Genomic DNA, 22,615 nt, shown 5'->3' with positions numbered 1-22,615 from the left:
GACCTTAGAAGTCCCAGTCCTCGTCCTCGGTGACGACGGCCTTTCCGATCACGTACGACGAACCCGAGCCGGAGAAGAAGTCGTGGTTCTCGTCGGCGTTGGGTGACAGCGCGGACAGGATCGCCGGGTTCACGTCGGTCTCGTCGCGGGGGAACAGCGCCTCGTAGCCGAGGTTCATCAACGCCTTGTTGGCGTTGTAGCGCAAGAACTTCTTGACGTCCTCGGTCAGCCCGACCTCGTCGTAGAGATCCTGGGTGTATTCCACCTCGTTGTCGTAGAGCTCGAAGAGCAATTCGTAGGTGTAGTCCTTGATTTCGGCGCGCTTGACCTCGTCGGCCAGCGCCAGGCCACGCTGGAACTTGTAGCCGATGTAGTAGCCGTGCACCGCCTCGTCGCGGATGATCAGCCGGATCATGTCCGCGGTGTTGGTCAGCTTGGCCCGGCTCGACCAGTACATCGGCAGATAAAACCCGGAGTAGAACAGGAAGCTTTCCAGCAGCGTGGAGGCCACCTTGCGCTTGAGCGGCTCGTCGCCCTTGTAGTACTGCATGACGATCTCGGCCTTGCGCTGCAGGTTGGGGTTCTCCTCCGACCAGCGAAACGCGTCGTCGATCTCGGCCGTCGAGCACAGCGTCGAGAAGATGTTGCTGTAGCTGCGCGCGTGCACCGACTCCATGAACGCGATGTTGGTGTAGACGGCCTCCTCGTGCGGGGTCAGCGCGTCGGGAATCAGGCTGACCGCCCCGACCGTGCCCTGGATGGTGTCCAGCAGCGTCAGGCCGGTGAACACCCGCATGGTCATCTGCTTTTCGTGGGCCGTCAGCGTGCCCCAGGACGGGATGTCGTTGGACACCGGCACCTTCTCGGGCAGCCAGAAATTACCGGTCAGCCGATCCCACACCTCGGCGTCTTTTTCGTCTTGCAGCCGGTTCCAGTTGATCGCGGAGACGCGGTCAATCAGCTTGATTTTGTCGCTCACCAGAACCCCACTTCACCGGACGGTTTGCCTGCGGTACCCAGGCTTCAAACACTACCCCTGGGGTACGACAAGGCGCCGCAACACAACAACTTGTGTTCGTCGTGTCGTAGGCAAAACCACGCAGCTGATGTACCATTTGGTACATGTTTACCGAAGATTCCATCGAGATCGACGCCCCACCGCAGCTGGTGTGGGACGTGTTCAGCGACGTCGAGCACTGGCCCGACTGGACCGCCTCGGTCACCTCCCTGGCCGGGCTCGACGGGCCCGCCCTCGCGGTCGGCAGGCGGTTCGCGATCAAGCAGCCCGGCATGCCGAAGCTGGTCTGGAAGGTCACCGAGGTCGACCCGGGCTCGTCCTGGACGTGGGTGCAGCGCGCCCCCGCCGCGGTGGTGACGGCGCGCCACTACGTCGAGGCCCGGCCGGGCGGCGGCACCCGGGTGCGCCAGCAAATCGACCAGCGCGGCCCGATCGGCGCGCTCGTGGGGCGGCTGATGACCAGGAAGACCAAGTGCTTCCTCGAGCTGGAGGCGCAGGGCCTCAAGGGCCGGTCCGAGCGGCTCAGCCGCGCCGATGGCGCGCACTCCTGACTCGTCACGGCGCCGCCAGCTGCTCGACGCCCTGATCGAGGAGTTCGCCGCGAACGGCATCGGCGACCGGTCCCTGCGCGACGTGGCCGCCGCGGTGGGCACCAGCCACCGAATGCTGTTGCACCACTTCGGTTCTCGGGAGGACCTGCTCCTGGCGATCGTCGCGGAGGTGGAGCGCCGGCAGATGGGCCTGCTGCCCGATCTGCCCGCCGATCCGGCCGACAGCTTCGCCGCCATGTGGGCCGACGTTCGCCGGCCGGAGCTGCGGAACCTGGAACGCCTCTTCTACGAGTGCTACGCACGCGCCGCCCAGGGCGAGAAGCCGTTCGCCCGCATGGTGCCCGGCGCGGTCGACGACTGGCTCGCCGAAGCCGAGCACGCCGCCGACGGCCCAATCGATCTCGCCGCGGCGAGGCTTGGACTCGCCGTCATCCGCGGCCTGCTGCTGGATCTCGTCGCCACCGACGACGAAGCCGGCGTGGACGCGGCCGCGAGCGTGTTCGCCGGCCTGCTACGCGGGCACCGCTTGACGCTTGGGGCGTGAGCCCTTGCCCACCCCGAAGAACTGGCTTTAGGAGGAATTGTTCTCGGGGCGCAAAACCATTACCGGAAAGGGCCGCTCAGTCCGTTGCTGATACGCCGCGTACCCGGAATACCCGGTGTTGGCTGCGTTCCAGGCCCGTTCGCGCTCCTCGCCTTCGGCCTCGTGAGCTACGCACGAAACCTCGCCACGGTGCGGAACAAGCAGAGCGCACCGTGGGTGTGCTTTTAGATTGTGGTACCAGGCCGGGTTGCTTTCCAGGCCGCCCTGCGACGCGATCAAAACCCAACCGCCGTCATGGTCAAACGCGAACACCGGAACGTCACGGGTCTTCCCGCTCTGGGCGCCAGTGCAACGCAGCAGCATCGAGCTATCCGCATAGCCAGTGCCGACGGTCATATTCAGCGAGCCGTTCGACCACCGCATCAATCGTTTATCGATCGGATTGACCACATGCAGTACCATCCAGACACCGGCTCGGGTGCGGATAAACCACGTAAGTATGCGGTGGTAGAGGCCCATGGCCGGAGCATATGCAATCTGTCCCCCGTGCGGATCAATTCGCGCCTGTACCTCGCCTCGGCGTGGCTGATGCGGCCTGTGCGGCCCATTTTAGGGACCCTGAACTGGGGTTATGCCTGCCCAGCGGGGCTCAGGTCTTTCTGACGGCGTGAGCCCTTGCCCACCCCGAAGAACTGGTATTCCTCGGGCTTGACCGAACGGGTCGCCATCCAGTACTGCCAGGTGTAGCCGCCCCAGAGCACCGTATTCTTGCCGTGCTCGTCGAGGTACCAGCTGCTGCAGCCGCCGGTGTTCCACACCGAGCCGGCCAGCTTGCGTTGCAGCTCGTCGTTGAAGCGGTCCTGGGCCTCGCGGGTCGGGGCCAGCGCCTGCGCGCCCATCTTGTCGCACTTCGCGATCGCGTCGGCGACGTAGCGGATCTGCGACTCGATCATGAACACCACGGAGTTGTGGCCCAGCCCGGTGTTCGGGCCCAGCAGGAAGAACAGGTTGGGCACGTCGGCGACGGTGATCCCGCGGTGCGCGCCGATGCCCTCGCGGTTCCAGCGGTCGACCAGGTCCTCGCCGTGCTGCCCCTTGATCTGGACGTAGGTGTAGGAGTCGGTGACGTGGAAGCCGGTGGCGTACACGATCACGTCGACCGGGTGTTCGGTGCCGTCGGCGGTGACGATCCCGTCGCGCGTGATGCGGGTGATGCCGTCGGTGATCAGCTTGGTCTTCGGGTTCGCGACCGCCCCATAGTAGGTGGAGGAGTTCAGGATTCGCTTGCACCCGATGCGGTACTTGGGGGTCAGCTTGCGGCGCAGCTCGCGGTCTCGCACCGAGCGCCAGATGTTCCACTTGCAGTACGCCTCAATGAATTTCAGCGCGTTGGGACGCTTGGTCATGCCGAACGCCAGCGCCTCCTGCGCCCAGTAGATCCCCAGGCGCACCACCGCCCGCAGCCCGGGGACGGTTTCCATGGCCGCCCGCAGCGCCGACGGGAGCTCGGGGTTGGAGCGCGGCACCACCCACGGCGGGGTGCGCTGGTAGAGCTGCAGTTCGGCGACCTGACCGACGATCTCGGGCACGATCTGGATCGCGCTGGCGCCCGTCCCGATGATCGCCACCCGCTTGCCGGTCAGGTCGACGCTGTGGTCCCACTCCGCGGAATGGAAAGCGGGACCGGCGAATTCGTCGCGGCCCTCGATCTCGGGGAACGACGGGATGTGCAGCGCGCCGGCGCCCGAGACCAGGAACTGGGCGACGTATTCGCGCCCGTCGGCGGTGAACACGTGCCAGCGGTACTCGTCGTCGTCCCAGTAGCCGCGATCGACCAGGGAGTTGAACTCGATGAAGCGGCGCAGCCCGTACTTGTCGGTCACCCCTTGGAGGTAATCCTGGATCTCGGGCTGATAGGAGAACGGGTTCTTCCAGTCCGGCTTGGGTTCGAAGGAGAACGAGTACAGGTGCGACGGGATGTCGCACGCGCAGCCGGGGTAGGTGTTGTCGCGCCAGGTGCCGCCGATGTCGTCGGCCTTCTCCAGGATGACGAAGTCCACGCTTTGCTTTTGCAGCTCGATGGCCATCCCCAGGCCGGAGAACCCGGTCCCGATGATGACGACGCGGGTGTGGACCGGCTCGCGCGCTTGTTGTGTCGGCTCGGCTTGTGTCATGGCATCGGTCACGGCGGATCGGTCTTTCTGTTGGCTCAACGCAAGTACCCGGTACCCAGGGTATCGGATAGGGCGAATGTTAGCGACGGCCGCGGCGATGTCAAACGCCGCGGGTGGTCAGCTGGCGGCGGGGTTGCTGGGCAGCGCGCTGTGAATCGGCTGGTCGGGATCCATCCTGATGCCGAGCGTGTCGGCGGTGCCGACGATGACGCCCATCATGATGGTGGTCAGGTGCGCGACGAACCGCTCCCGCGGCATGCGTCGCGGGCTGTCCGGGTCGGGGCCCAGCCACCACTCGGTGGCCGACGCGGCCGATCCAAAGGCCGCGTGCGCGGCCAGCTCGATCGCGGCGTGGTCCAGCTCCATCTCGCGGAGCTCGTGGTCGAACATGTCGGCCATCGCCAGCGTGATACCCCGGCCCTCCTCGAGGATCTTCGGGCTGGCGGCGGACCGGCCCTGGATGAACACCCGCAGCACGTTCGGGTGCTGGTCGACGAGGGTGACGTACTCCTCGACGGCGCGCCGGATCACCTCGCGGGCCGAATCGGTCTTCAGGTCGATCGACGGGAAGATCGCCGCCCACAGCATGTCGCGCAGCCGCTCCCCGATCGCCTGGAACAGGTCGGACTTGTCGTGGAAGTGGCGGTAGATCTTCGGCTTGGCGGTGCCGGCCTCCTCGGCGATCTCCCGCACGCTCAGCTCGGGCCCCAGGCGGTCGATGGCGCGGAACGCCGCCTCGACGATCTCGCCGCGCACCTTCTTGCGGTGCTCGCGCCAGCGTTCGCTGCGCGCGTCGACCTTCACCCCGGGCTTCACGCCGGGGTGGGGCCTAGCAGGTCGGGGAATTCTGACCACGTCAAGCACCATACCCCGCTGCGGCCGTTGACCTGGCGTTCCTCACTTCACCGAACGTGAAGTGGTTGCGAAAACCGCGCCGAGAATTCGCAGCAGCTTCACGCTGGGCGCAACGGGTTACAGCATGCAGCTGACACACCCTTCAACTTCTGTGCCCTCCAGTGCCAGCTGGCGCAGCCGGATGTAGTAGAGCGTCTTGATTCCCTTGCGCCAGGCGTAGATCTGCGCCTTGTTCACGTCGCGGGTGGTGGCGGTGTCCTTGAAGAACAACGTCAGGCTCAGACCCTGGTCCACGTGCTGGGTGGCCGCGGCATAGGTGTCGATGATCTTCTCGTAACCGATCTCGTAGGCGTCCTGGTAGTACTCCAGGTTGTCGTTGGTCATGTAGGGCGCCGGATAGTAGACCCGGCCGATCTTGCCCTCCTTGCGGATCTCGACCTTCGACACGATCGGGTGGATCGACGACGTCGAGTGGTTGATGTAGGAGATCGACCCGGTCGGCGGCACCGCCTGCAGATTCTGGTTGTAGATGCCGTGCGCCTGCACCGACTCCTTCAGCCGCTTCCAGTCGTCCTGGGTGGGGATGCGGATGCCGGCATCGGCGAACAGCTGACGCACCTTCTCGGTCGCCGGCTCCCACACCTGGTCGATGTACTTGTCGAAGAACTCCCCCGAGGCGTACTTGGACTTCTCGAAACCCTTGAAGCGCGTGCCGCGTTCGATCGCGATCCGGTTCGACGCGCGCAGCGCGTGATAGAGCACCGCGTAGAAGTAGATGTTGGTGAAGTCGACACCCTCTTCGGAGCCGTAGAAGATGCCCTCGCGGGCCAGGTAGCCGTGCAGGTTCATCTGCCCGAGCCCGATCGCGTGGGAATCGTTGTTGCCCTGCTCGATCGAGGGAACCGAGGTGATGTGCGTCTGGTCGCTGACGGCGGTCAGCGCGCGGATCGCGACCTCGATCGTCTGGGCGAAGTCGGGCGAGTCCATTGTCTTGGCGATGTTGAGCGACCCGAGGTTGCACGAAATGTCCTTGCCCACTTTGGCATACGACAAATCGTCGTTGAACACCGACGGCGTGGACACCTGCAGGATCTCCGAGCACAGGTTGCTGTGGGTGATCTTGCCGTCGATCGGGTTGGCCCGGTTGACGGTGTCCTCGAACATGATGTACGGATAGCCCGACTCGAACTGCAGCTCGGCCAGCGTCTGGAAGAACTCGCGCGCCTTGATCTTGGTCTTGCGGATGCGCGCGTCGTCGACCATCTCGTAGTACTTCTCGGTCACCGAGATGTCGGCGAACGGCAGCCCGTAGACCCGCTCGACGTCGTACGGCGAGAACAGGTACATGTCCTCGTTCTTCTTGGCCAGCTCGAAGGTGATGTCGGGGATCACCACACCGAGCGAGAGCGTCTTGATCCGGATCTTCTCGTCGGCGTTCTCCCGCTTGGTGTCCAGGAAGCGGTAGATGTCGGGGTGGTGCGCGTGCAAGTACACCGCGCCCGCGCCCTGGCGCGCCCCCAGCTGGTTGGCGTAGGAGAAGGAGTCCTCGAGCAGCTTCATGATGGGGATGACGCCCGAGGACTGGTTCTCGATGTTCTTGATCGGCGCGCCGTGCTCGCGAATGTTGCTCAGCAGCAACGCAACTCCCCCACCGCGCTTGGACAGCTGCAGCGCGGAGTTGATCGATCGCCCGATCGACTCCATGTTGTCCTCGATGCGAAGGAGGAAGCACGAGACCGGCTCACCGCGCTGCTTCTTGCCCGAGTTCAAAAACGTCGGGGTGGCCGGCTGGAACCGGCCGTCGATGATCTCGTCGACCAGCTTTTCGGCCAGGCCGGTGTCGCCGGCGGCCAGTGTGAGCGCGACCATCACGACGCGGTCCTCGAAGCGCTCTAGGTAGCGCTTGCCGTCGAACGTCTTCAGCGTGTAGGAGGTGTAGTACTTGAATGCGCCGAGAAACGTCGGGAAGCGGAACTTCTTGGCGTAGGCGCGGTCCAGCAGCGACTTGACGAAGTTGCGTGAGTACTGGTCGAGAACCTCACGCTCGTAATAGTTTTCGCGGATCAGGTAGTCGAGCTTCTCGTCCTGGTTGTGGAAGAACACCGTGTTCTGGTTGACGTGCTGCAGGAAGTACTGCCGCGCCGCGAGAACGTCCTTGTCGAACTGGATCTTGCCGTCCGCGTCATACAGATTCAGCATCGCGTTCAGCGCATGATAGTCCGTTTCGCCCGGCAACGCGTGAGCGCCGGCGGCGGTTACAGGCTCTGCAGCGACGGTTGGTGGCACGTCTGTTCCTTCCAGAAGTCAGCGAGACCGGCGCGGACGGCATCCACGTCGTCCGGGGTTCCCATCAGTTCGAAGCGGTAGAGGTACGGAACGCCGCACTTGCGCGAGACCACGTTGCCCGCGTAGGCGAATTCGGCACCGAAGTTGTTGTTGCCCGCCGCGATGACGCCGCGGATCAACGATCGGTTGCGCTCGTTGTTCAAAAAGGCGATGACCTGTTTGGGCACGTAGCCGCCGTCGTTGATGTTCGGCGTGGCCCGGCCGCCGCCGTACGTGGGCAGTATCAGCACGTAAGGCTGGTCGACCTCGATGCGGCCATGCAGCGGTATCCGCGTGGCGGGAACACCCAGCTTCTGCACGAAGCGGTGGGTGTTCTCCGACACGGACGAGAAATACACCAGGTTGCGCTGCGTGCTATCCATGGCACCGCAACCTCCTCACTTGCCCGATCGTCTGCTGCGCTAGGCGCTCAGCGCGGCACCGGCGAGCGCCTTGATGCGGTCCGGCCGGAAGCCCGACCAGTGGTCGTTGCCCGCCACCACCACGGGGGCCTGCAGGTAGCCCAGCGCCATCACGTAGTCCCGGGACTCGGCGTCCAGGGTGATGTCGACCTTCTCGTAGGCGATGCCCTGCTTGTCCAGCGCCTTGAAGGTGGCGCTGCACTGGACGCATGCCGGCTTGGTGTACACGGTGACGCTCATGGATGCCGCTCCTTTGCGGAAGGTCGGGAACTTATTACGGACTGGCAACTGCTGGGGGTACTACATCTGCGCTGTGTTTCAGCGGCCCGCCAGGGCCCCAGATTCCCGTTCTGCGGATGTCAGGCCGAACGACCTGGCGGTACCGATTCCGGGAGGCGCCCCAAGCCCGGCCAGCTTGGGGATTCTGGGATCTGCCGGTGCTCGAAACACTACACCTAGTGGCTGACAAGATGTCGAGATACAAGATGTTCTGAATAACAATTTTGAAATTCCCTGGTCGTGCGGCCTGTCCCGGGCCCGCGCCCGGCGTGTCGCAGATCACAAATCGCGCCCGGACACCCATGGGCATCGGTATAGCACCGGCCACCGACATCGCCTGGTTTTCGGCGGGCGCGGTCGTCGCGCCAGCGCGCCGCCAGCAAAGCCGTTGACCAACGTCGCTGGTCACCGGAGACCGGCCTGTCGGATACCGCCGAATTCAGCCGACTTCGGCGGCCAGCTTGCCGACGACGTCGCGCACGTTCGCCGACAGCTCGGCGTCGTCCGCGGGGGCCCTGCCCTCCAGGGTTTTGAACGGGACGGACAGTTTGAGCCCCTCGATCACCCGGGCGCCGGCGATGCCGAACGACTTCCGGGTTTCGTCGTGCGCCCACACCCCGCCGTAGCGGCCGAACGAGCCGCCGATCACCGCCAGCGGCTTGCCCTTCAGCGCGCCGTCGCCGAACGGGCGCGAGAGCCAGTCGATCGCGTTCTTGATGACCGCCGGGATGCTGCCGTTGTACTCCGGGGTGACCACCAGCGCGGCGTCCGCACCGGCCGCCGCGGCACGCAGCGCGGCCACCGGATCCAGCGCCGGGGCGCCGGGCGTCATCGCGTCGTCGATCTCCTCGTTGTAGAACGGCAGCTCCGCCAGCCCCTCGAACACCGCGACCGCGACTCCGTCGGGCGCCACCGCCGCCGCCAGCTCCGCGATCTGCCGGTTGATCGACGCCGAGCGCAGGCTGCCCACGAGCGCCAAGACTTTGATGTCGGACATGTACCGTTCCCCTTCGGTCGTTGGTCTACATCTTTGCACGACCGAACCGGACTCTGGTCCGGTTTATTCCTGAGGCATTAAAGTGCAGCTATGAGCGAGCGGTTGCGCGAGTTGCCGGTGTCCGCTCCCCGACAGCCCCCGCCGGAGCGGGGCGACGCGGCGCGCAATCGCGCGCTGTTGCTGGACGCGGCGCGCAGCCTGGTCACCGAACGCGGCGCCGACGCGGTCACCATGGACGACGTCGCCGCCGCCGCCGGGGTCGGCAAGGGCACCGTCTTCCGCCGCTTCGGCAGCCGGGCGGGCCTGATGATGGTGCTGCTCGACGAGGACGAGCGGGCCAGCCAGCAGGCGTTCCTGTTCGGCCCGCCGCCGCTGGGCCCCGACGCTCTGCCGATGGATCGGCTGGTGGCGTTCGGCCGCGAGCGCATCCGCTTCGTGCACACCCACCACGCGCTGTTGTCGGCCGCCAACCGCGACCCGCGCACCCGCTACGGCCCGCCGGCCGCGGTGCTGCGCACGCACGTGCGGCTGCTGCTGGCCGCAGCGCAGACCACCGGCGACCTCGACGCCCAGACCGACGCCCTGCTGGCCCTGCTGGACGCGGATTACGTGGAGCATCAACTGCGCGACGGCGGCCACACCCTGGAGACGATGGGCGACGCGTGGGAGAGCCTGGCGCGCAAGCTCTGTGGGCGATGACAAACTGGGTCCTGCACGTCGACCTCGACCAGTTCCTGGCGTCGGTGGAACTGGGCCGGCACCCCGAGCTGGCCGGGCTGCCGGTCATCGTCGGCGGCAGCGGCGACCCGACCGAACCGCGCAAGGTCGTCACCTGCGCGTCGTATGAGGCCCGCGAGTTCGGTGTGCACGCGGGCATGCCGCTGCGCACCGCGGCCCGCCGCTGTCCCGGCGCCACGTTCCTGCCGTCGGATCCCGCCGCCTACGACGCCGCGTCCGACCGGGTGATGGGATTGCTGCGCGACCTGGGACACCCGGTCGAGGTGTGGGGCTGGGACGAGGCGTACATCGGGCTGGCGGACGACGGCGCCGATCCCACCGAGGTCGCCGAGCAGATCCAGGCCGTCATCGGTTCCGAGACCGGGCTGTCGTGCTCGGTGGGCATCAGCGACAACAAGCAGCGGGCCAAGGTCGCCACCGGCTTCGCGAAGCCGGCCGGCATCTTCGTGCTCACCGACGCGAACTGGATGGACGTGATGGCCGACCGCCCGGTGGACGCGCTGTGGGGCGTGGGGCCCAAGACCGCGAAAAAGCTTGCGGCCCTGGGGATAACGACGGTACGCGAACTCGCCCACGGCGACGCGGAGCTGCTGACGTCCACCTTCGGCCCGCGCACCGGCCTGTGGCTGCTGCTGCTCGCCAAGGGCGGCGGCGACGCCGACGTCAGCGCCGAGCCATGGGTGCCGCGCTCCCGCAGCCACGTCGTGACGTTCCCGCGCGACCTCACCGATCGCGCCGAAATGGATTCGGCGGTAACCGAACTGGCGCGCCGAGCGCTCGGCGAGGTGGTGGCGGCGGGCCGGATCGTCACCCGCGTGGCGGTCACGGTGCGCACCGCGACGTTCTACACCCGCACCAAGATCCGCAAGCTGGCGGCGCCCACCACCGACGCCGACGTCGTCGTCGCCGCCGCCCTGCGCGTCCTTGACCTGTTCGAGCTCGACCGGCCGGTGCGGCTACTCGGGGTGCGCCTCGAGCTGGTCATGCCGGCGTGAGGGCACCGGGGCGGGCCGCAGCGCGCGCGTGAAGATCGCGTTGACCCGGCGCATCGCCACGCTGTAGGGCCACCACGCCAGCCGCTTGAACGCGTACAGCGCCCGGATGTCGGCCGAGGTGTAGATCAGGTATCTGTTCCTTGCGACCCCGGCCAGGATCTTCTCGGCCGCCCTCTCCGGCGACACGGCGTGGCCGCTGAAGCGGTCGATCCACCGGCTGACATTGGGGTCCTCGCGGTCGACGCCGGCGATCTCGACGGTGTTGACCAGCGGGGTCTTCACCGCGCCGGGCACCACGACCGACACCCCGATGCGGTGCCGGGCCAGGTCGAAGCGCAGCACCTCGGACAGGCCGCGCAGCCCGTACTTGCTGGCGCTGTAGGCAGCGTGCCAGGGCAGCGCCACCAGCCCGGCCGCCGACGACACGTTGACCAGGTGCCCGCCCCGGCCGGCGGCCACCATCGGCGGGACGAACGTCTCGATGACGTGGATCGGGCCCATCAGGTTGATCGCGACCATCTTGCTCCACTGCTCGTGGGTCAGCCGGTCGACGGTCCCCCACGCCGACACCCCGGCGATGTTCATCACGACGTCCATGCTCGGGTGCGCGGCGTGGATGCCGGCGGCGAACGCCGCCACCTGGTCGTAGTCGGCGATGTCCAGCGCCCGGTGCTCGGGCACCCGCGCGCCCAGCGCGCGGGCGTCGGCCGCGGTGAGCTCCAGGCCCTCGGCGTTGCGGTCGGTCAGATACAGTTCGGCGCCCTGCGCGGCCAGCCGTAACGCGGTGGCGCGGCCGATGCCGCTCGCCGCGCCGGTGACCAGACACCGCTTCCCCGCGTAATACGCCCTCTGTGCCATGGCCGTGACGATACCTAGGCCGTCGCGGGGTCCCCGCCCCACAGCGAGTTCAGCCACAGCTGCTCGAGCACCCGCACGCCGCGCTCCCGGTCACGGTCGGGTCCGAGGAAGGTGACGTCGCCGGACAGCATCATCGCCGTGGTCGCGCCGAGCATGCGGACCAGGGCGGGCACGTCGTCGCTGATCGGATGCGCTGTGCCGGCGGCGATTTCGTCGTCGACCACGCTGACGATCTGCCCGATCACGATGTCGATCTGGCGGTCCAGGATCTCCCGGATCTTCGCGTCGGTGTTCCGCGCGTCGTTGCACGCGGTCATGATCGGGTCGTTGTGGGCGAACACCGTGGCGGCGCTGCCGACCATGCGCCTCGCGAACGCCGCCGGCGTCTCGCCGGGTGCGCGCGGCGCAAAGTACTGCGTGAGCTCCTCGAGTTCGTGGGTCGCCTCGGCCAGGATGAAGGCGAGCACGTCGTACTTGGAGTCGAAGTAGAAGTAGAAGCCGGAGCGTGCGATGCGGGCCCGCTCGCTGATGGTGCTGACGGACAGGTCCGCGAACGAACCCTCTTGCAGCAACTGTCGCACCGCGCCGACGATCGCCTCCCGCTGAAGGTCGCCGCGGCTACGCCGGGCGGTGGGTGTGGGGTCGGCTGCCATCGTCTGACCTTGTCATCCCGTCAAGGGAAGACCAAAACTTGACAGCCGTCAAGTTTGTCGCGAAGGATATTTCTTACACAGTCCCGGGTCGCAAAGGAGCGTCCATGCCCGCCACCATCAGCACCCCGCACTATCTGCTCGACCAGGCGCGGCGCCGATTTACCCCGTCGATCAACAACTTTCCCGGCATGGGCCTGGTGGAGCGCCGCCTGCTGAACACGCAGTTCCCCGAGCACAAGCTCGCCGATCCGCCGCCGCGCAGCGGGCTGAAACCGGTGCTCGGTGATGCCGGGCTGCCGGTCATCGGGCACATCATCGAGATGCTGCGCGGCGGGCCGGACTACCTGTTGTTCCTCTACCGGACCAAGGGCCCGGTGGTGTTCGGCGACTCGCCGGTGCTGCCGGGGGTGGCCGCGCTCGGCCCGGACGCGGCGCAGGTCATCTACTCCAACCGCAACAAGGACTACTCGCAGCAGGGTTGGGTCCCGGTGATCGGGCCGTTCTTCCACCGCGGGCTCATGCTGCTCGACTTCGACGAGCACATGTTCCACCGGCGGATCATGCAGGAGGCGTTCGTCCGGCCCCGGCTGGTCAGCTATGTCGAGCAGATGGACCGGGTCGTGTCGCAGGTGGTGGCCGACGACTGGGTGGTCAACGACGCCCGCTTCCTGCTCTACCCGGCCATGAAGGAGCTGACCCTCGACATCGCGTCGATGGTGTTCATGGGCCACGAGCCCGGCACCGACCGCGAGCTGGTCACCAAGGTGAACCGGGCGTTCACCGTCACCACCCGCGCGGGCAACGCGATCATCCGCACCAGCGTGCCGCCGTTTACCTGGTGGCGCGGCCTCAAGGCGCGCGAACTGCTGGAGAACTACTTCCGCGAGCGGGTCGCCGAACAACGCGGGAAGAACGGCACCGACCTGCTGTCGGTGTTGTGCGAGACCGAGGACGAGGACGGCAACAAGTTCTCCGACGAGGACGTCGTCAACCACATGATCTTCCTGATGATGGCCGCGCACGACACGTCGACGTCGACCGCGACGACGATGGCCTACCACCTGGCCGCGCACCCGGAATGGCAGCAGCGCTGCCGCGACGAATCCGACCGCCTCGGCGACGGGCCGCTCGACATCGAGTCGCTGGAGAAGCTGGAGTCACTGGACCTGGTGATGGACGAGTCGATTCGGATCGTGACTCCGGTGCAATGGGCGATGCGCCAGACCGTGCGCGACACCGACCTGCTCGGCTACTACATTCCCAAGGGCACCAACGTGATTGCGTACCCCGGGATGAATCACCGGCTGCCGGAGCTGTGGACCGACCCGTTGAAGTTCGACCCGGAGCGGTTCTGCGAGCCGCGCAGCGAGCACAAGCGCCACCGCTACGCGTTCACGCCTTTCGGCGGCGGCGCGCACAAGTGCATCGGGATGACCTTCGGACGGTTGGAGGTCAAGACGATCCTGCACCGGCTGCTGCGCCGCTACCGGCTGGAACTGCCCCGGCCCGGCTACCAGCCGTCCTGGGACTACGGCGGCATGCCGATACCGAAGGACGGCATGCCGATCATGCTGCGCCCGCTGTAATTGCGTTTGGTTGCGCGAGCAGACACAAAAGCCCCCAATTTCGGTGTGAAACGGGAGCTTCTGTGTCTGCTCGGCGGGTTTAGGTGAATAACCGGTTGGCGCAAGCGATTACCGCGCGCAGCGCCGACTGCGTCGGATGCTCGGCCCAGCCCATCGCCCACTCGGAACGGATCCCATTGCTGCCGTAGACGAAGGTGGCGGTGTGTACGCCGGACCGCAGCTGATGGAACTTCAGCGTCTCGATGGTGATCCCGCGCTCGTGCAGCATCGCGGTGAGGGCGGCGATCGGCCCGCTGGCGGACGCGGTCGAGGTGCCGATGCGGTCGCCGACGGCGATCATCGCCCGGAAGTTGCGTGCCTGTGGGCCCAGCCGCCCGGCGGGCCGCTCGGCGTCTGTGCACGCCCAGTGCCCGAATCGCACCGGGCCGGCCGCATGACAGTAGGTCGCGACGAAGTCCTCCCACGGCATGCCCTCCGCCTGGTCCCGCAGCCCCCGCGGCAGCGCCGCGCCGAAGTGGCATCTGAACCATGCGTCGGCGCCAGATCGGCGCGCCGACAAACGAGTTGAATCGGAAACAGGCATTGGGTCGGTCTTCTCTGATCAGCAGGAGCGACCGACGTAGTAGCTTCCGACCCACAGCGGGGGGTCGGTCTGGAATCAGACCCCGCTGCGGGTGCCGGCTACTACGGCACGCTGAAGACGACGCACGAGCGCGAGATTAGATCTCGCGCAGCGATAGTGCAACTTCGTTTCAGCGTGTCGCCGAGTGCGGAGTCCGTCGCGTCAGATGCAGATGGTGCCCACGCAGGTGCCCGTGCCGATGCCCGTGCCGCCGCCGGCGGTGGCCGCCGAACATCCCGTCAAGCCGGACAAAGCTGCCCCCAGCGCCATGGTCGCGGCGGCAGTCTTGATTCCTGACTTTCATGGTCCTCATCGACACGGTCCTTCCATCTGCGAGGGGACGAAAAATTTCTTGCGCTCGCGGATTCGCGCGCTGCCAGGCCAAACGCCCGAATTGCTAGTTTACTTGCGTCAAATACAGGCCGTAACATCTTGCTCAGGTGCTAGCCGCCTAAGGGAACTAGCACCCCGGGTGAAAGGCACGACCTATGAAGGCGAAGGGCAAGAAAACTCTGAAAGTCGCCGCCCTGACCGTTGGGGTGGTCGCCGCGGTATTGCTACCGACGGGATGCACGACGACGCTCGCACCGCCGGTCACAACGGTGCTGGGCGGCTGACGGCCGCCGCACGCTTCATCCCGCCGGCCGCGGGGATGGGTTGAATCGCAGATACGCCTGAATCGTGGTGCCGGTCGTCGTGCTGTGCGTGCGCACCAGATCCGATATCGCGTTCACCAGAAACAGCCCCCTGCTGGCGGGGCCGCTGGGCCCCGGGTTCAGCCGGCCGACCATCGGGTCATCGAGGCGTCCGCTGTCGCGCGCCTCACAGACCAGATGCTCGTCGTGTTTCCAGAAGGCCAGCCGGCACGCGCCGTCGGTGTACATCAAGCTGTTGCTGGCCAGTTCGGTGGCGATCAATTGCAGGTCCTCGGTGCCGTCCCGGGACAGCCCGACCCAGTCGGCGTAATCGACGGCGAAGGCCCGCGCCAGCCGCAGATCCGCTGACTTGCGGACCATGTAGGTGACGGCCCCCGGGTTGACCGGCAGGGGCTGGTTGCAACGGGCGAGCACGTCATCGGGCGCGTATTCGGCGCTGGGACGCAGCGAACCGCAGCTCCACAGCATCGGGTGGGTTGCGCGGGCGTCGGCCAGCACGTCGTCGTCCAGCCGGCTCGCGTCGTAGAGGCACAACCCCGTCACCTGCTGACCGTCGAACGCCTCGTTGACCAGCGCCTCATGCTGCACGCAGGCCAACCGCTCGTGCGCGGTGCGGCCGGGCCAGAGAACCTCGCTGACAATGCGCACCCGCCGGCCGGGGTGTTCCTCGACGAAGGAGCCCGCCATCGTCATGAACCGACTCGGATTGCGGGCGACCGCGGTGATGTCGGCCAGGTGCAATCCGTCCGGCGCCCGCTCGCCGGCACACAGCTCGTCATGCACGAGCGCCATCGTGTCGCCGGGGACAGCGACGAGCACCGGTTCCCCCATCGCCAACCCCTCGATGACGAAGCGCACCACGAAATCCAGGTACTCCCGCTGAGAGTGATAGAGGAGCGCGGAGTGAACGAAGCCCTGATGTTCGGATTCCGTGCCCGTGCTCAATTTCTCGGCGCTCCCGCTTTCCATCACAATGCCAACCCCCTGCTGGACCGGCCGTCCTGCCGCGCTACCTACCCCAGTACCCCGGAGCCGCCTCGGCTATGCAGTTAATCGATCACAAAGCGGGTTCAGCCCGAACGCGGCCCCATCACAGCCACCAGGAGGCGGCGGCATCGAGATGACGCCGGATGCGATGGCGGGCCAGGCTGTCGTCCCCGGCGGAAATCGCCTCGAGAATCCGGACGTGCGCGCGGTCGACGGCGATGACGTCGGCCCCGGTCGGCAGCGACTGCCCGGTGGTGGACCAGTGCCGGCGGAACAACTCGACGATGATCCGCAGGAACAGGTCCAGCAGCGCGTTGCCGGCCAATTGCGCGAGCCCGACGTGGAACCGGAATTCCTCGACGGTGGCCTTGCGCACCTCGTCGGCGGTGTGCAGGTTTTCGCCGAGCGTCGGCCGGGTGCCGAGGAAGGCCGCGACCGCGGATTCGCCGCGGCGCTTGACGACTTTGGCGACGTTGTCGATCTCGATGGCGTCGCGGACGCAACGCAGGTCCTCGCGGCTCGGCTGCCGGTATTGCAGGTAGAGCGCGATGGTGTCGACGCTGGCCTGCGCGTGCGGTTGGGTGACGACGAGCCCGCCCCCCGGCCCGCGGCGCATCCGGGCCACCGAGTGAAATTCGAGCAGCCGCACCGCCTCGCGCAGCACCGCGCGGCTCACCCGGTAGCGCTGCAGCAGCGCCGTCTCGGTCCCGAAGACCGAACCGATCCGCCAGCCGGCGGCGGCGATGTCGTCGCCGATGTTGGCCGCAAGCACCTCGGCCATCTTGCCGCGCGGCGCCTCGGGGTCGAGTCGCCTGCGCGCCCTACTCGCGTGCCGGTCGTTTCCGCTGAGCCCTCCGCCGGGGTGGTGCCGCTGCAGCCAGGCGGTCACCGCTTCCACGTGCCGCTCGGACAGCGTCTTGGCCCGCGCGGAATCACCGGCGGTGACGGCGGCGACGATCTCGGAATGATCGTTGTGCATGTGGTCGACCGCCTCGACGGCCTCGCTCGCCGAGTCGGCCCGCGACTGCAGCGCGTAGCGGGTGGTGAGCCTCATCAGGACATCGATAAACAGTTGCAGGACAGGGTTTTTCGACCGTTCGGCGAGCGCGATGTGGAATTCGTCGCGCGGCGTGGGCAGACCCGGCCTCCACTGTTCCTCCGCGCGCAGAACCGCCCGAAGCCGGTCGATGCCGGCTTCGTCGATCCGCTCCGCGGCAAGCGAGGCGGCCAAGGGCTCGAGCACCAGGCGCGCGTTGAGCAGGTCGGTCAGCGTCGTGCCCAGGTACTCGAGATAGATGACGACGGCGCGGGTCGCCGGGCCCGCATCCGGCTCGCACACGAGCAGCCCGCCGTTGGGCCCACGCCGCATCCGAGCGACCTGATGATGCTCCACCAGCCGGGCAGCCTCCCGCAGCACCGACCGGCTCACGCAAAAGCGTTGCCGCAGAGCGTGTTCAGAGCCCAGCGACTCGCCGACGGGCCAGCCGCGGCGAACGATCTCCGCCTCGATGTCGCGGGCGATCATCGAGGCCAACTTGTCCGCTGTTTGCGGCCGGGCGCTGCTCATCCGCGGCTCAACAGGTGAGCAGCATGCATCCCGCGACCGGGCCACCGCCCACCGAAACCACGCCGACCTCCGGGCGCCGCGACACCTGCCGCTCCTTCGCCTCGCCGCGCAATTGCAGACAGCCCTCGTGCAGCGCCCAGTAGCCGTGCATGCGCCCGGCCGAGAGTTGGCCGCCGTAGGTGTTCAGCGGCAGCGCACCGTCGAGGGCGATCCGCGCGCCGCCCTCGACGAACGTGCCGGCCTCCCCGTCACCGCATATCCCGAGGGCTTCCAGCCACGCCAGGGTGAGATACGTGAAGCCGTCGTACAATTCGGCGAGTTTGACGTCGGTGGGCCTCAGCTCGGTGCGCGACCACATCTGCGCCGCGGCATCCGACATCGCCATCTTGGGGTAGTCGTCGCGGTGGAACCACCCCCCGGCGCCGTCGGATCCGCCGATCGCCTCCACCCGCACCGCGCGGTGCGGGCAGTCGCCGGCATACTCCGCGTTCGACACCACCACCGCGATCGAGCCGTCGATGGGGACATCGCAATCCAGCAGCCCGAACGGCGTCGACACCGGACGCGCGCCCAGGTAGTCGGCCATCGTCATCGGTTCGCGGTACACCGCAAGGGGATTCAGCGCGGCGTTGCGCCTGCCGTTGAGCGCCAGCCAGCCCAGCTGCTCCTTGGTGGTTCCGTACAGCTCCATGTGTCGGCGGCAGTTCAACGCCAGCCAGTTCGCCGCGGAATAGGCCTGGGCCGCAACGAGATCGTTGACGTCGTCCATCGCGCCGACCGCCGGGCGCTCGGCGCCCTCGGGGGTCTCGAACATGCGCGCGAGCGGCGGGGCGGGCGCGTTTTCTTCCTTGTTCACCGGGACCGTGCCACCCAGCATCTGGATGGTCCGGTACACCACCACGTGGTGGGCGCGACGCTCTGCGACCGCCCGGCACGCCGACATCACCGGGCTCAGCAGGCCGCCGGTGCCGAATCCGGAACCGCAGTCGGCCGCCTCGATACCCAGCGCGGCGTTGACCTCCGCAGCCGGGGTGTCACCGAGGGTCGCGATCCCGTCGATGTCGGCGGGCCGCAGCCCCGCGTCCTCGATGGCCGCACGCACCGCCTCCATGGTCAGGTCGAAACCCGGAATCCCGGTGCGACGGCCGATTCGCGAGATGCCGATACCGGACAAGATCGCGTCTTTTTCGAAATACATTTGCACCGCCCGCCAGACCAAACCCCACCGCTCGCAATGGACCAATAGAGTGTACTGTATTGCGCGTGCCAGCCGAGTCCCCGTCCCAGCTGCTTATCGAGCATTGCGACAATTGCGCGCGCTGGGTGCATCCCGCGGCCGGCCGATGCCGCCAATGCGGCGGCGCGCTGGTGGCGCGGCCGGTTTCCGGACGCGGCACGGTTTTCACCTACACGGTCAACTACCACCCGTACAACCCGGAGATCCCGGTTCCCTACGTGATCGCCATCGTCGAGCTCGCCGAGCAGAGCGGTCTGCGTGTGGCAGCCAATATCGTTGGCTGCGAACCGGATTCGGTCGAATGCGGGATGCCGGTCCAGGTGCGGCCGGAGAAGGGCGCCGGCGGCGCGCCGTTGTTCGCGCCCGCCTAGGTGGCGCGAGCAGACGCAAAAGCCCCCAATTTCCGGGCCGAAATGGGGGCTTTTGCGTCTGCTCGCCGGACGAAAACTAGTTGATCAGGGGGTCGCGCGGCATGCCGAGAATCCGCTCGGCGATCTGGTTGCGGGTCACCTCCGAGGTGCCGCCGGCGATCGCCATGCCGCGGGCGCCCATCATCATGCGGCCCACCACCGCGCCGGGCCCGTCGAGCAGCGCGACCTCGGGCCCCAGCAGCGCCGCCGAGATCGCGCCGCCCTCGATCATGTGCTCGGCCAGCTTGAGCTTGGTGACGTTGCCCTCCGGGCCCGGGCCCGCGCCCTCGACGCTGCGGGCGGCGCGGCGCAGGTTCAGCAGCCGCAGCGCGTGATCGTCGGCCAGGAAGTTTCCGACCCGGATTCGCGCGCCCGCCAACCGATCCGACGCCTGAGCCAGCTGCACCAGCTTGGCCGCCAGGCCCTCGTAGTACGACCCGCTCCCGCCGATGCTGACCCGTTCGTTGCCCAGGGTCGCCCGCGCGACCGTCCACCCGGAATTGGGCGCCCCGACGACGTCCTCGTCGGGGACGAACACGTCGTTGAAGAACACCTCGTTGAATTCCGAGCCGCCGGTGATCTGCCGCAGCGGCCGCACCTCGACCCCCGGGGCCTTCATGTCGACGATCACCGTGGTGATGCCGGCGTGCTTGGGCGCGTCGGGGTCGGTGCGCACGGTGGCCAGGCCGCGCGCGCAGTGCTGCGCCCCGCTGGTCCACACCTTCTGCCCGTTGATCTTCCAGCCGCCGTCGGTCCGGGTGGCGCGGGTCTTCACCGAGGCCGCGTCCGACCCGGCCTCGGGCTCGGAGAACAGCTGGCACCAGACCTCTTCCTGACGCAGCGCCTTCTCCACGAATCTTTCGATCTGCCAATCGGTTCCGTGCTGGATCAGGGTCAGGATCACCCACCCGGTGATCGAGTAGTCGGGGCGCTTGATGCCCGCCGCGCGGAACTCTTCCTCGATCACCAACTGTTCCACGGCGTCGGCCGCGCGACCCCACGGCCTGGGCCAGTGCGGCATCACGTAGCCGGTCTCGATCAGCTTGTCGCGCTGCGCCTCCTTGTCCAGGGCGGCGATCTCGGCGGCGTCGGCGCGGATGCGCTTGCGCAGTTCCTCGGCCTCGGGCGGCAGGTCCAGGCTGTTTTCCCGGACGGCGCCGGCCGCGGTGCGATCGAAGACGTCGCCGGCCGGGGCCTGAGGGCCACTGCCGCCGAACAACGCCGAGTTCACCAGCGCCCGGCGCAGATGCAGATGCGCATCGTGTTCCCAGGTGAAGCCGATGCCGCCGTGCACCTGGATGTTGAGTTCGGCGTTGCGCGCGTAGGCCGGGAAGGCCAACGCCGCGGCCACCGCGGCGATGAGGCGGAACTGCGCTTCGTCCTTCGATGAGTCCTCCGCCGCCGCGCGCGAGGCGTCCCACACCGCCGCGGTCGCCGATTCGACGGCCACCAACATGTTCGCGCAATGATGCTTCACCGCTTGGAAAGTCGCGATGGTGCGCCCGAATTGCTGGCGGACCTTGGCGTAGTCGACGGCGGCGTCGACGCAGTCCGACGCCCCACCCACCGCCTCGGCGGCCAGCAGGGTGCGCGCCCGGGCCAGCGCGGACCCCCGCGCCCCCGGCAAGATGTCCGCGGCGGCGACGCTCACGTTCTTCAGGCGCACCCGCCCGGAACGCCGCGTCGGATCCAGGTTGTCGGGCACGTCCACCGAGACGCCGTCGCGGCCGCGGTCCAGCAGCAGCACGTCGTCACCCGCGGCGATCAACAACAGGTCGGCCAGCCCGGCGCCCAACACAATTCCGGCCTCACCGTTAGCCACCCCGTCGTTGACCCGCACCCGGCCGTCCAGGCCGATGCCGGCCGTGCGGGTACCGTCGATCAGCCCGGGCAGCAGCCGCGACTTCTGCTTGGCGCCACCGTCTTTGGCGATCACCGCCGACGCGATCACGGTCGGGACGAATGGTCCCGGCGCGACCGCGCGACCGAGTTCCTCGATCACCACCACGAGTTCGGGCAGCCCGTAGCCCGAGCCGCCGTGTTCCTCGTCGACGTGCAGGCCCAGCCAGCCCAGCTCGACCATGTCCTGCCAGAACCCGGGCCGGTTCTCGTCCGGCGAATCGAGCAGCGAGCGCGCCGCCCAGCGCGCCTTCTGCGAAGTGAGGAACGCGCGGGCCACCTCGGCGAGTTCGCGATGGTCGTCGGTCAGTGCGATACCCATGGGGGCCCTCCTCGCTAGCGGGCTGACTGCCTGCCCCGTTCCGAGGGGGAACGGGGCGGCTGCCTAAAGAGTGTACTGATTGCGGGCAGGGCGCCGCCCGGGGGATCTACTTGGGCGCGAACCGCTGTCCCGCGTCCAGCCGCAGGCACTGGCCGTTGAGCATCGGGTTGTCGACGATGGCGGCGGCCAGCTTCGCGTACTCGATGGGCCGGCCCATCCGCTTGGGGAACGCGGCGTCGCGGGTCAGGGTGGCGGCCATCTCGTCGGGAACCATCGCGGTGAGCCCCGTCAGGAACAGGCTCGGGGCGATCGCCAGCACCCGGATGCCCATCGACCCGAGGTCGCGCGCCATCGTCAGGCACATGCCGGCGATCGCCGCCTTGGCTGCGGTGTAGGCGACCTGCCCGATCTGGCCCTCGAAGGCCGCGATCGACGCGGTGTTGATGATGACGCCGCGCTCCTCGTCCTCGGGCTCGTTCTTGGCCATGTGCGCGGCGGCCAGCCGGCTGATGTTGAAGGTGGCGATCAGGTTGAGGTCGATCACGGACTGGAAGGATTCGAGGTCGTGCGGGCCGGACTTGGTCAGCGTCCGCTTGGCGATGCCGCCGCCGGCGGTGGTCACCACGACGTGCAGGCCGCCGAGCTTGTCGACCGCGGCCTGCAACGTTTCCTCGGTGCCGGTGAAGTCGGTGACGTCGACCGGGTAGAACGAGCCGTTGATGCCCTCGGCAACCTGCTTGCCGTCGGACCCCTCCCGGTCGAGCACGGCGACGTCCGCGCCGCGCTCGGCGAACAGCTCGGCCGTGGCCCGGCCCATCCCCGACGCGCCGCCGATGACGACGGCTTTCTTCCCGTTGATCTCCATCCGGACCTCCCTTTCTAGGCTTTCGTAGGCGTGTCAGAATCCGCGCGATCTGTAA

At 67.5% G+C, this 22,615-nt stretch carries 23 protein-coding genes; 7 read left to right on the top strand and 16 right to left on the bottom strand.

All coding sequences use genetic code 11. From position 1 onward, the window contains the following. Positions 1 to 4 precede the first annotated feature (4 nt). Positions 5 to 979, bottom strand: a complete 975-nt coding sequence (gene nrdF, locus OQ968_RS20970; RefSeq protein ID WP_324681195.1) for a class 1b ribonucleoside-diphosphate reductase subunit beta — start codon at positions 977 to 979, stop codon at positions 5 to 7. A gap of 143 nt (positions 980 to 1,122) precedes the next feature. On the opposite strand from nrdF, the gene OQ968_RS20965 reads away from it, so the two are divergent. Together OQ968_RS20965 and OQ968_RS20960 are read left to right on the top strand one after the other, a co-directional pair. Beyond that, a complete protein-coding gene (locus OQ968_RS20965) occupies positions 1,123 to 1,569 on the top strand; it encodes an SRPBCC family protein (RefSeq protein WP_324681194.1) in 447 nt (148 codons plus the stop codon). Then, entirely contained in the window at positions 1,553 to 2,113 is a 561-nt protein-coding gene (locus OQ968_RS20960; RefSeq protein WP_324681193.1) for a helix-turn-helix domain-containing protein, read from the top strand. The genes OQ968_RS20965 and OQ968_RS20960 overlap by 17 nt, the downstream gene beginning before the upstream one ends. Before the next feature lie 27 nt (positions 2,114 to 2,140). Here OQ968_RS20960 and OQ968_RS20955 read toward each other — a convergent pair whose 3' ends face one another. The 7 genes from OQ968_RS20955 to OQ968_RS20925 all read right to left on the bottom strand — a co-directional run bounded on the left by OQ968_RS20955 (position 2,141) and on the right by OQ968_RS20925 (position 9,165). Then, positions 2,141 to 2,632 carry a nitroreductase/quinone reductase family protein gene (locus OQ968_RS20955; protein WP_324681192.1) on the bottom strand — a complete coding sequence of 164 codons (492 nt, stop codon included), beginning with the start codon at positions 2,630 to 2,632 and terminating at the stop codon, positions 2,141 to 2,143. A 110-nt stretch (positions 2,633 to 2,742) separates the two neighbouring features. Continuing rightward, positions 2,743 to 4,287: an NAD(P)/FAD-dependent oxidoreductase gene (locus OQ968_RS20950; RefSeq protein WP_324681297.1), complete on the bottom strand. Its 1,545-nt coding sequence runs from the start codon at positions 4,285 to 4,287 to the stop codon at positions 2,743 to 2,745. A 117-nt stretch (positions 4,288 to 4,404) separates the two neighbouring features. Beyond that, the gene (locus OQ968_RS20945) at positions 4,405 to 5,142 is read right to left on the bottom strand and encodes a TetR/AcrR family transcriptional regulator (protein ID WP_324681191.1); all 738 of its coding nucleotides are present in this window, start codon (positions 5,140 to 5,142) and stop codon (positions 4,405 to 4,407) included. A gap of 117 nt (positions 5,143 to 5,259) precedes the next feature. Continuing rightward, a complete protein-coding gene (gene nrdE, locus OQ968_RS20940; RefSeq protein ID WP_324681190.1) occupies positions 5,260 to 7,428 on the bottom strand; it encodes a class 1b ribonucleoside-diphosphate reductase subunit alpha in 2,169 nt (722 codons plus the stop codon). Further along, positions 7,398 to 7,850: a class Ib ribonucleoside-diphosphate reductase assembly flavoprotein NrdI gene (nrdI, locus tag OQ968_RS20935; protein ID WP_324681189.1), complete on the bottom strand. Its 453-nt coding sequence runs from the start codon at positions 7,848 to 7,850 to the stop codon at positions 7,398 to 7,400. The genes nrdE and nrdI overlap by 31 nt, the downstream gene beginning before the upstream one ends. Positions 7,851 to 7,889: 39 nt before the next feature. Beyond that, positions 7,890 to 8,129 carry a redoxin NrdH gene (locus OQ968_RS20930; RefSeq protein ID WP_324681188.1) on the bottom strand — a complete coding sequence of 80 codons (240 nt, stop codon included), beginning with the start codon at positions 8,127 to 8,129 and terminating at the stop codon, positions 7,890 to 7,892. A gap of 478 nt (positions 8,130 to 8,607) precedes the next feature. Beyond that, positions 8,608 to 9,165, bottom strand: coding sequence for an NADPH-dependent FMN reductase (locus tag OQ968_RS20925; RefSeq protein WP_324681187.1), 558 nt, complete (start codon positions 9,163 to 9,165; stop codon positions 8,608 to 8,610). Positions 9,166 to 9,255: 90 nt separating this feature from the next. On the opposite strand from OQ968_RS20925, the gene OQ968_RS20920 reads away from it, so the two are divergent. Both OQ968_RS20920 and OQ968_RS20915 read left to right on the top strand, forming a co-directional pair. After that, the gene (locus OQ968_RS20920) at positions 9,256 to 9,864 is read left to right on the top strand and encodes a helix-turn-helix domain-containing protein (RefSeq protein ID WP_324681186.1); all 609 of its coding nucleotides are present in this window, start codon (positions 9,256 to 9,258) and stop codon (positions 9,862 to 9,864) included. Beyond that, complete coding sequence (locus OQ968_RS20915; protein WP_324681185.1) at positions 9,861 to 10,898, top strand: DNA polymerase IV; 1,038 nt, start codon at positions 9,861 to 9,863, stop codon at positions 10,896 to 10,898. Before OQ968_RS20920 ends, OQ968_RS20915 begins: the two co-directional genes overlap by 4 nt. Here the strand turns inward: OQ968_RS20915 and OQ968_RS20910 are convergent. Further along, positions 10,860 to 11,756 carry an SDR family oxidoreductase gene (locus OQ968_RS20910; protein WP_324681184.1) on the bottom strand — a complete coding sequence of 299 codons (897 nt, stop codon included), beginning with the start codon at positions 11,754 to 11,756 and terminating at the stop codon, positions 10,860 to 10,862. The two genes, OQ968_RS20915 and OQ968_RS20910, sit on opposite strands and share 39 nt — an antisense overlap. A 14-nt stretch (positions 11,757 to 11,770) precedes the next feature. Further along, positions 11,771 to 12,409 (bottom strand): TetR/AcrR family transcriptional regulator, encoded by a 639-nt coding sequence (locus OQ968_RS20905; protein ID WP_324681183.1) that lies wholly within the window; start codon positions 12,407 to 12,409, stop codon positions 11,771 to 11,773. Positions 12,410 to 12,513: 104 nt separating this feature from the next. On the opposite strand from OQ968_RS20905, the gene OQ968_RS20900 reads away from it, so the two are divergent. Beyond that, positions 12,514 to 13,995, top strand: coding sequence for a cytochrome P450 (locus tag OQ968_RS20900; protein WP_324681182.1), 1,482 nt, complete (start codon positions 12,514 to 12,516; stop codon positions 13,993 to 13,995). 79 nt (positions 13,996 to 14,074) lie between these two features. On the opposite strand, the gene OQ968_RS20895 is transcribed toward OQ968_RS20900, so the two are convergent. Further along, positions 14,075 to 14,578 (bottom strand): homocitrate synthase, encoded by a 504-nt coding sequence (locus OQ968_RS20895; RefSeq protein WP_324681181.1) that lies wholly within the window; start codon positions 14,576 to 14,578, stop codon positions 14,075 to 14,077. 527 nt (positions 14,579 to 15,105) lie between these two features. Here OQ968_RS20895 and OQ968_RS20890 point away from each other — a divergent pair. Then, positions 15,106 to 15,234: a hypothetical protein gene (locus OQ968_RS20890; protein ID WP_324681180.1), complete on the top strand. Its 129-nt coding sequence runs from the start codon at positions 15,106 to 15,108 to the stop codon at positions 15,232 to 15,234. Positions 15,235 to 15,249: 15 nt separating this feature from the next. Here the strand turns inward: OQ968_RS20890 and OQ968_RS20885 are convergent, their stop codons facing one another. The 3 genes from OQ968_RS20885 to OQ968_RS20875 form a co-directional block, all read right to left on the bottom strand. Beyond that, positions 15,250 to 16,245, bottom strand: coding sequence for a sensor histidine kinase (locus tag OQ968_RS20885; protein WP_324681179.1), 996 nt, complete (start codon positions 16,243 to 16,245; stop codon positions 15,250 to 15,252). Positions 16,246 to 16,363: 118 nt separating this feature from the next. After that, a complete protein-coding gene (locus OQ968_RS20880) occupies positions 16,364 to 17,827 on the bottom strand; it encodes a FadR/GntR family transcriptional regulator (protein WP_324681178.1) in 1,464 nt (487 codons plus the stop codon). Positions 17,828 to 17,834: 7 nt separating this feature from the next. Beyond that, on the bottom strand, positions 17,835 to 19,025 hold the full coding sequence (locus OQ968_RS20875) for a thiolase family protein (RefSeq protein WP_324681177.1): 1,191 nt from the start codon (positions 19,023 to 19,025) through the stop codon (positions 17,835 to 17,837). A 65-nt stretch (positions 19,026 to 19,090) separates the two neighbouring features. On the opposite strand from OQ968_RS20875, the gene OQ968_RS20870 reads away from it, so the two are divergent. Then, complete coding sequence (locus OQ968_RS20870) at positions 19,091 to 19,435, top strand: Zn-ribbon domain-containing OB-fold protein (RefSeq protein ID WP_324681176.1); 345 nt, start codon at positions 19,091 to 19,093, stop codon at positions 19,433 to 19,435. Between the two features lie 76 nt (positions 19,436 to 19,511). Here the strand turns inward: OQ968_RS20870 and OQ968_RS20865 are convergent, their stop codons facing one another. Together OQ968_RS20865 and OQ968_RS20860 are read right to left on the bottom strand one after the other, a co-directional pair. Further along, positions 19,512 to 21,695, bottom strand: a complete 2,184-nt coding sequence (locus tag OQ968_RS20865; protein ID WP_324681175.1) for an acyl-CoA dehydrogenase — start codon at positions 21,693 to 21,695, stop codon at positions 19,512 to 19,514. A gap of 106 nt (positions 21,696 to 21,801) precedes the next feature. Then, positions 21,802 to 22,560, bottom strand: coding sequence for an SDR family NAD(P)-dependent oxidoreductase (locus OQ968_RS20860; RefSeq protein ID WP_324681174.1), 759 nt, complete (start codon positions 22,558 to 22,560; stop codon positions 21,802 to 21,804). Positions 22,561 to 22,615 lie beyond the last annotated feature (55 nt).

Origin of the sequence: Mycobacterium sp. 663a-19 (assembly GCF_035616495.1) — a bacterium.
In the GTDB taxonomy this organism is placed as follows: domain Bacteria; phylum Actinomycetota; class Actinomycetes; order Mycobacteriales; family Mycobacteriaceae; genus Mycobacterium.
This window is presented reverse-complemented; position numbering and strand designations above follow the sequence as displayed.

Excerpts from the sequence above, each read along its gene's own strand:
- OQ968_RS20950 (WP_324681297.1), bottom strand. The coding sequence starts at position 4,287 with ATGACACAAGCCGAGCCGACACAACAAGCGCGCGAGCCGGTCCACACC.
- OQ968_RS20860 (WP_324681174.1), bottom strand. The coding sequence starts at position 22,560 with ATGGAGATCAACGGGAAGAAAGCCGTCGTCATCGGCGGCGCGTCGGGG.
- OQ968_RS20880 (WP_324681178.1), bottom strand. The coding sequence starts at position 17,827 with ATGAGCAGCGCCCGGCCGCAAACAGCGGACAAGTTGGCCTCGATGATC.
- OQ968_RS20920 (WP_324681186.1), top strand. The coding sequence starts at position 9,256 with ATGAGCGAGCGGTTGCGCGAGTTGCCGGTGTCCGCTCCCCGACAGCCC.
- OQ968_RS20890 (WP_324681180.1), top strand. The coding sequence starts at position 15,106 with ATGAAGGCGAAGGGCAAGAAAACTCTGAAAGTCGCCGCCCTGACCGTT.
- OQ968_RS20925 (WP_324681187.1), bottom strand. The coding sequence starts at position 9,165 with ATGTCCGACATCAAAGTCTTGGCGCTCGTGGGCAGCCTGCGCTCGGCG.
- nrdI (WP_324681189.1), bottom strand. The coding sequence starts at position 7,850 with ATGGATAGCACGCAGCGCAACCTGGTGTATTTCTCGTCCGTGTCGGAG.
- OQ968_RS20875 (WP_324681177.1), bottom strand. The coding sequence starts at position 19,025 with ATGTATTTCGAAAAAGACGCGATCTTGTCCGGTATCGGCATCTCGCGA.
- OQ968_RS20895 (WP_324681181.1), bottom strand. The coding sequence starts at position 14,578 with ATGCCTGTTTCCGATTCAACTCGTTTGTCGGCGCGCCGATCTGGCGCC.
- OQ968_RS20900 (WP_324681182.1), top strand. The coding sequence starts at position 12,514 with ATGCCCGCCACCATCAGCACCCCGCACTATCTGCTCGACCAGGCGCGG.
- OQ968_RS20865 (WP_324681175.1), bottom strand. The coding sequence starts at position 21,695 with ATGGGTATCGCACTGACCGACGACCATCGCGAACTCGCCGAGGTGGCC.
- OQ968_RS20960 (WP_324681193.1), top strand. The coding sequence starts at position 1,553 with ATGGCGCGCACTCCTGACTCGTCACGGCGCCGCCAGCTGCTCGACGCC.
- OQ968_RS20965 (WP_324681194.1), top strand. The coding sequence starts at position 1,123 with ATGTTTACCGAAGATTCCATCGAGATCGACGCCCCACCGCAGCTGGTG.
- OQ968_RS20910 (WP_324681184.1), bottom strand. The coding sequence starts at position 11,756 with ATGGCACAGAGGGCGTATTACGCGGGGAAGCGGTGTCTGGTCACCGGC.
- OQ968_RS20905 (WP_324681183.1), bottom strand. The coding sequence starts at position 12,409 with ATGGCAGCCGACCCCACACCCACCGCCCGGCGTAGCCGCGGCGACCTT.
- OQ968_RS20930 (WP_324681188.1), bottom strand. The coding sequence starts at position 8,129 with ATGAGCGTCACCGTGTACACCAAGCCGGCATGCGTCCAGTGCAGCGCC.
- OQ968_RS20915 (WP_324681185.1), top strand. The coding sequence starts at position 9,861 with ATGACAAACTGGGTCCTGCACGTCGACCTCGACCAGTTCCTGGCGTCG.
- OQ968_RS20955 (WP_324681192.1), bottom strand. The coding sequence starts at position 2,632 with ATGGGCCTCTACCACCGCATACTTACGTGGTTTATCCGCACCCGAGCC.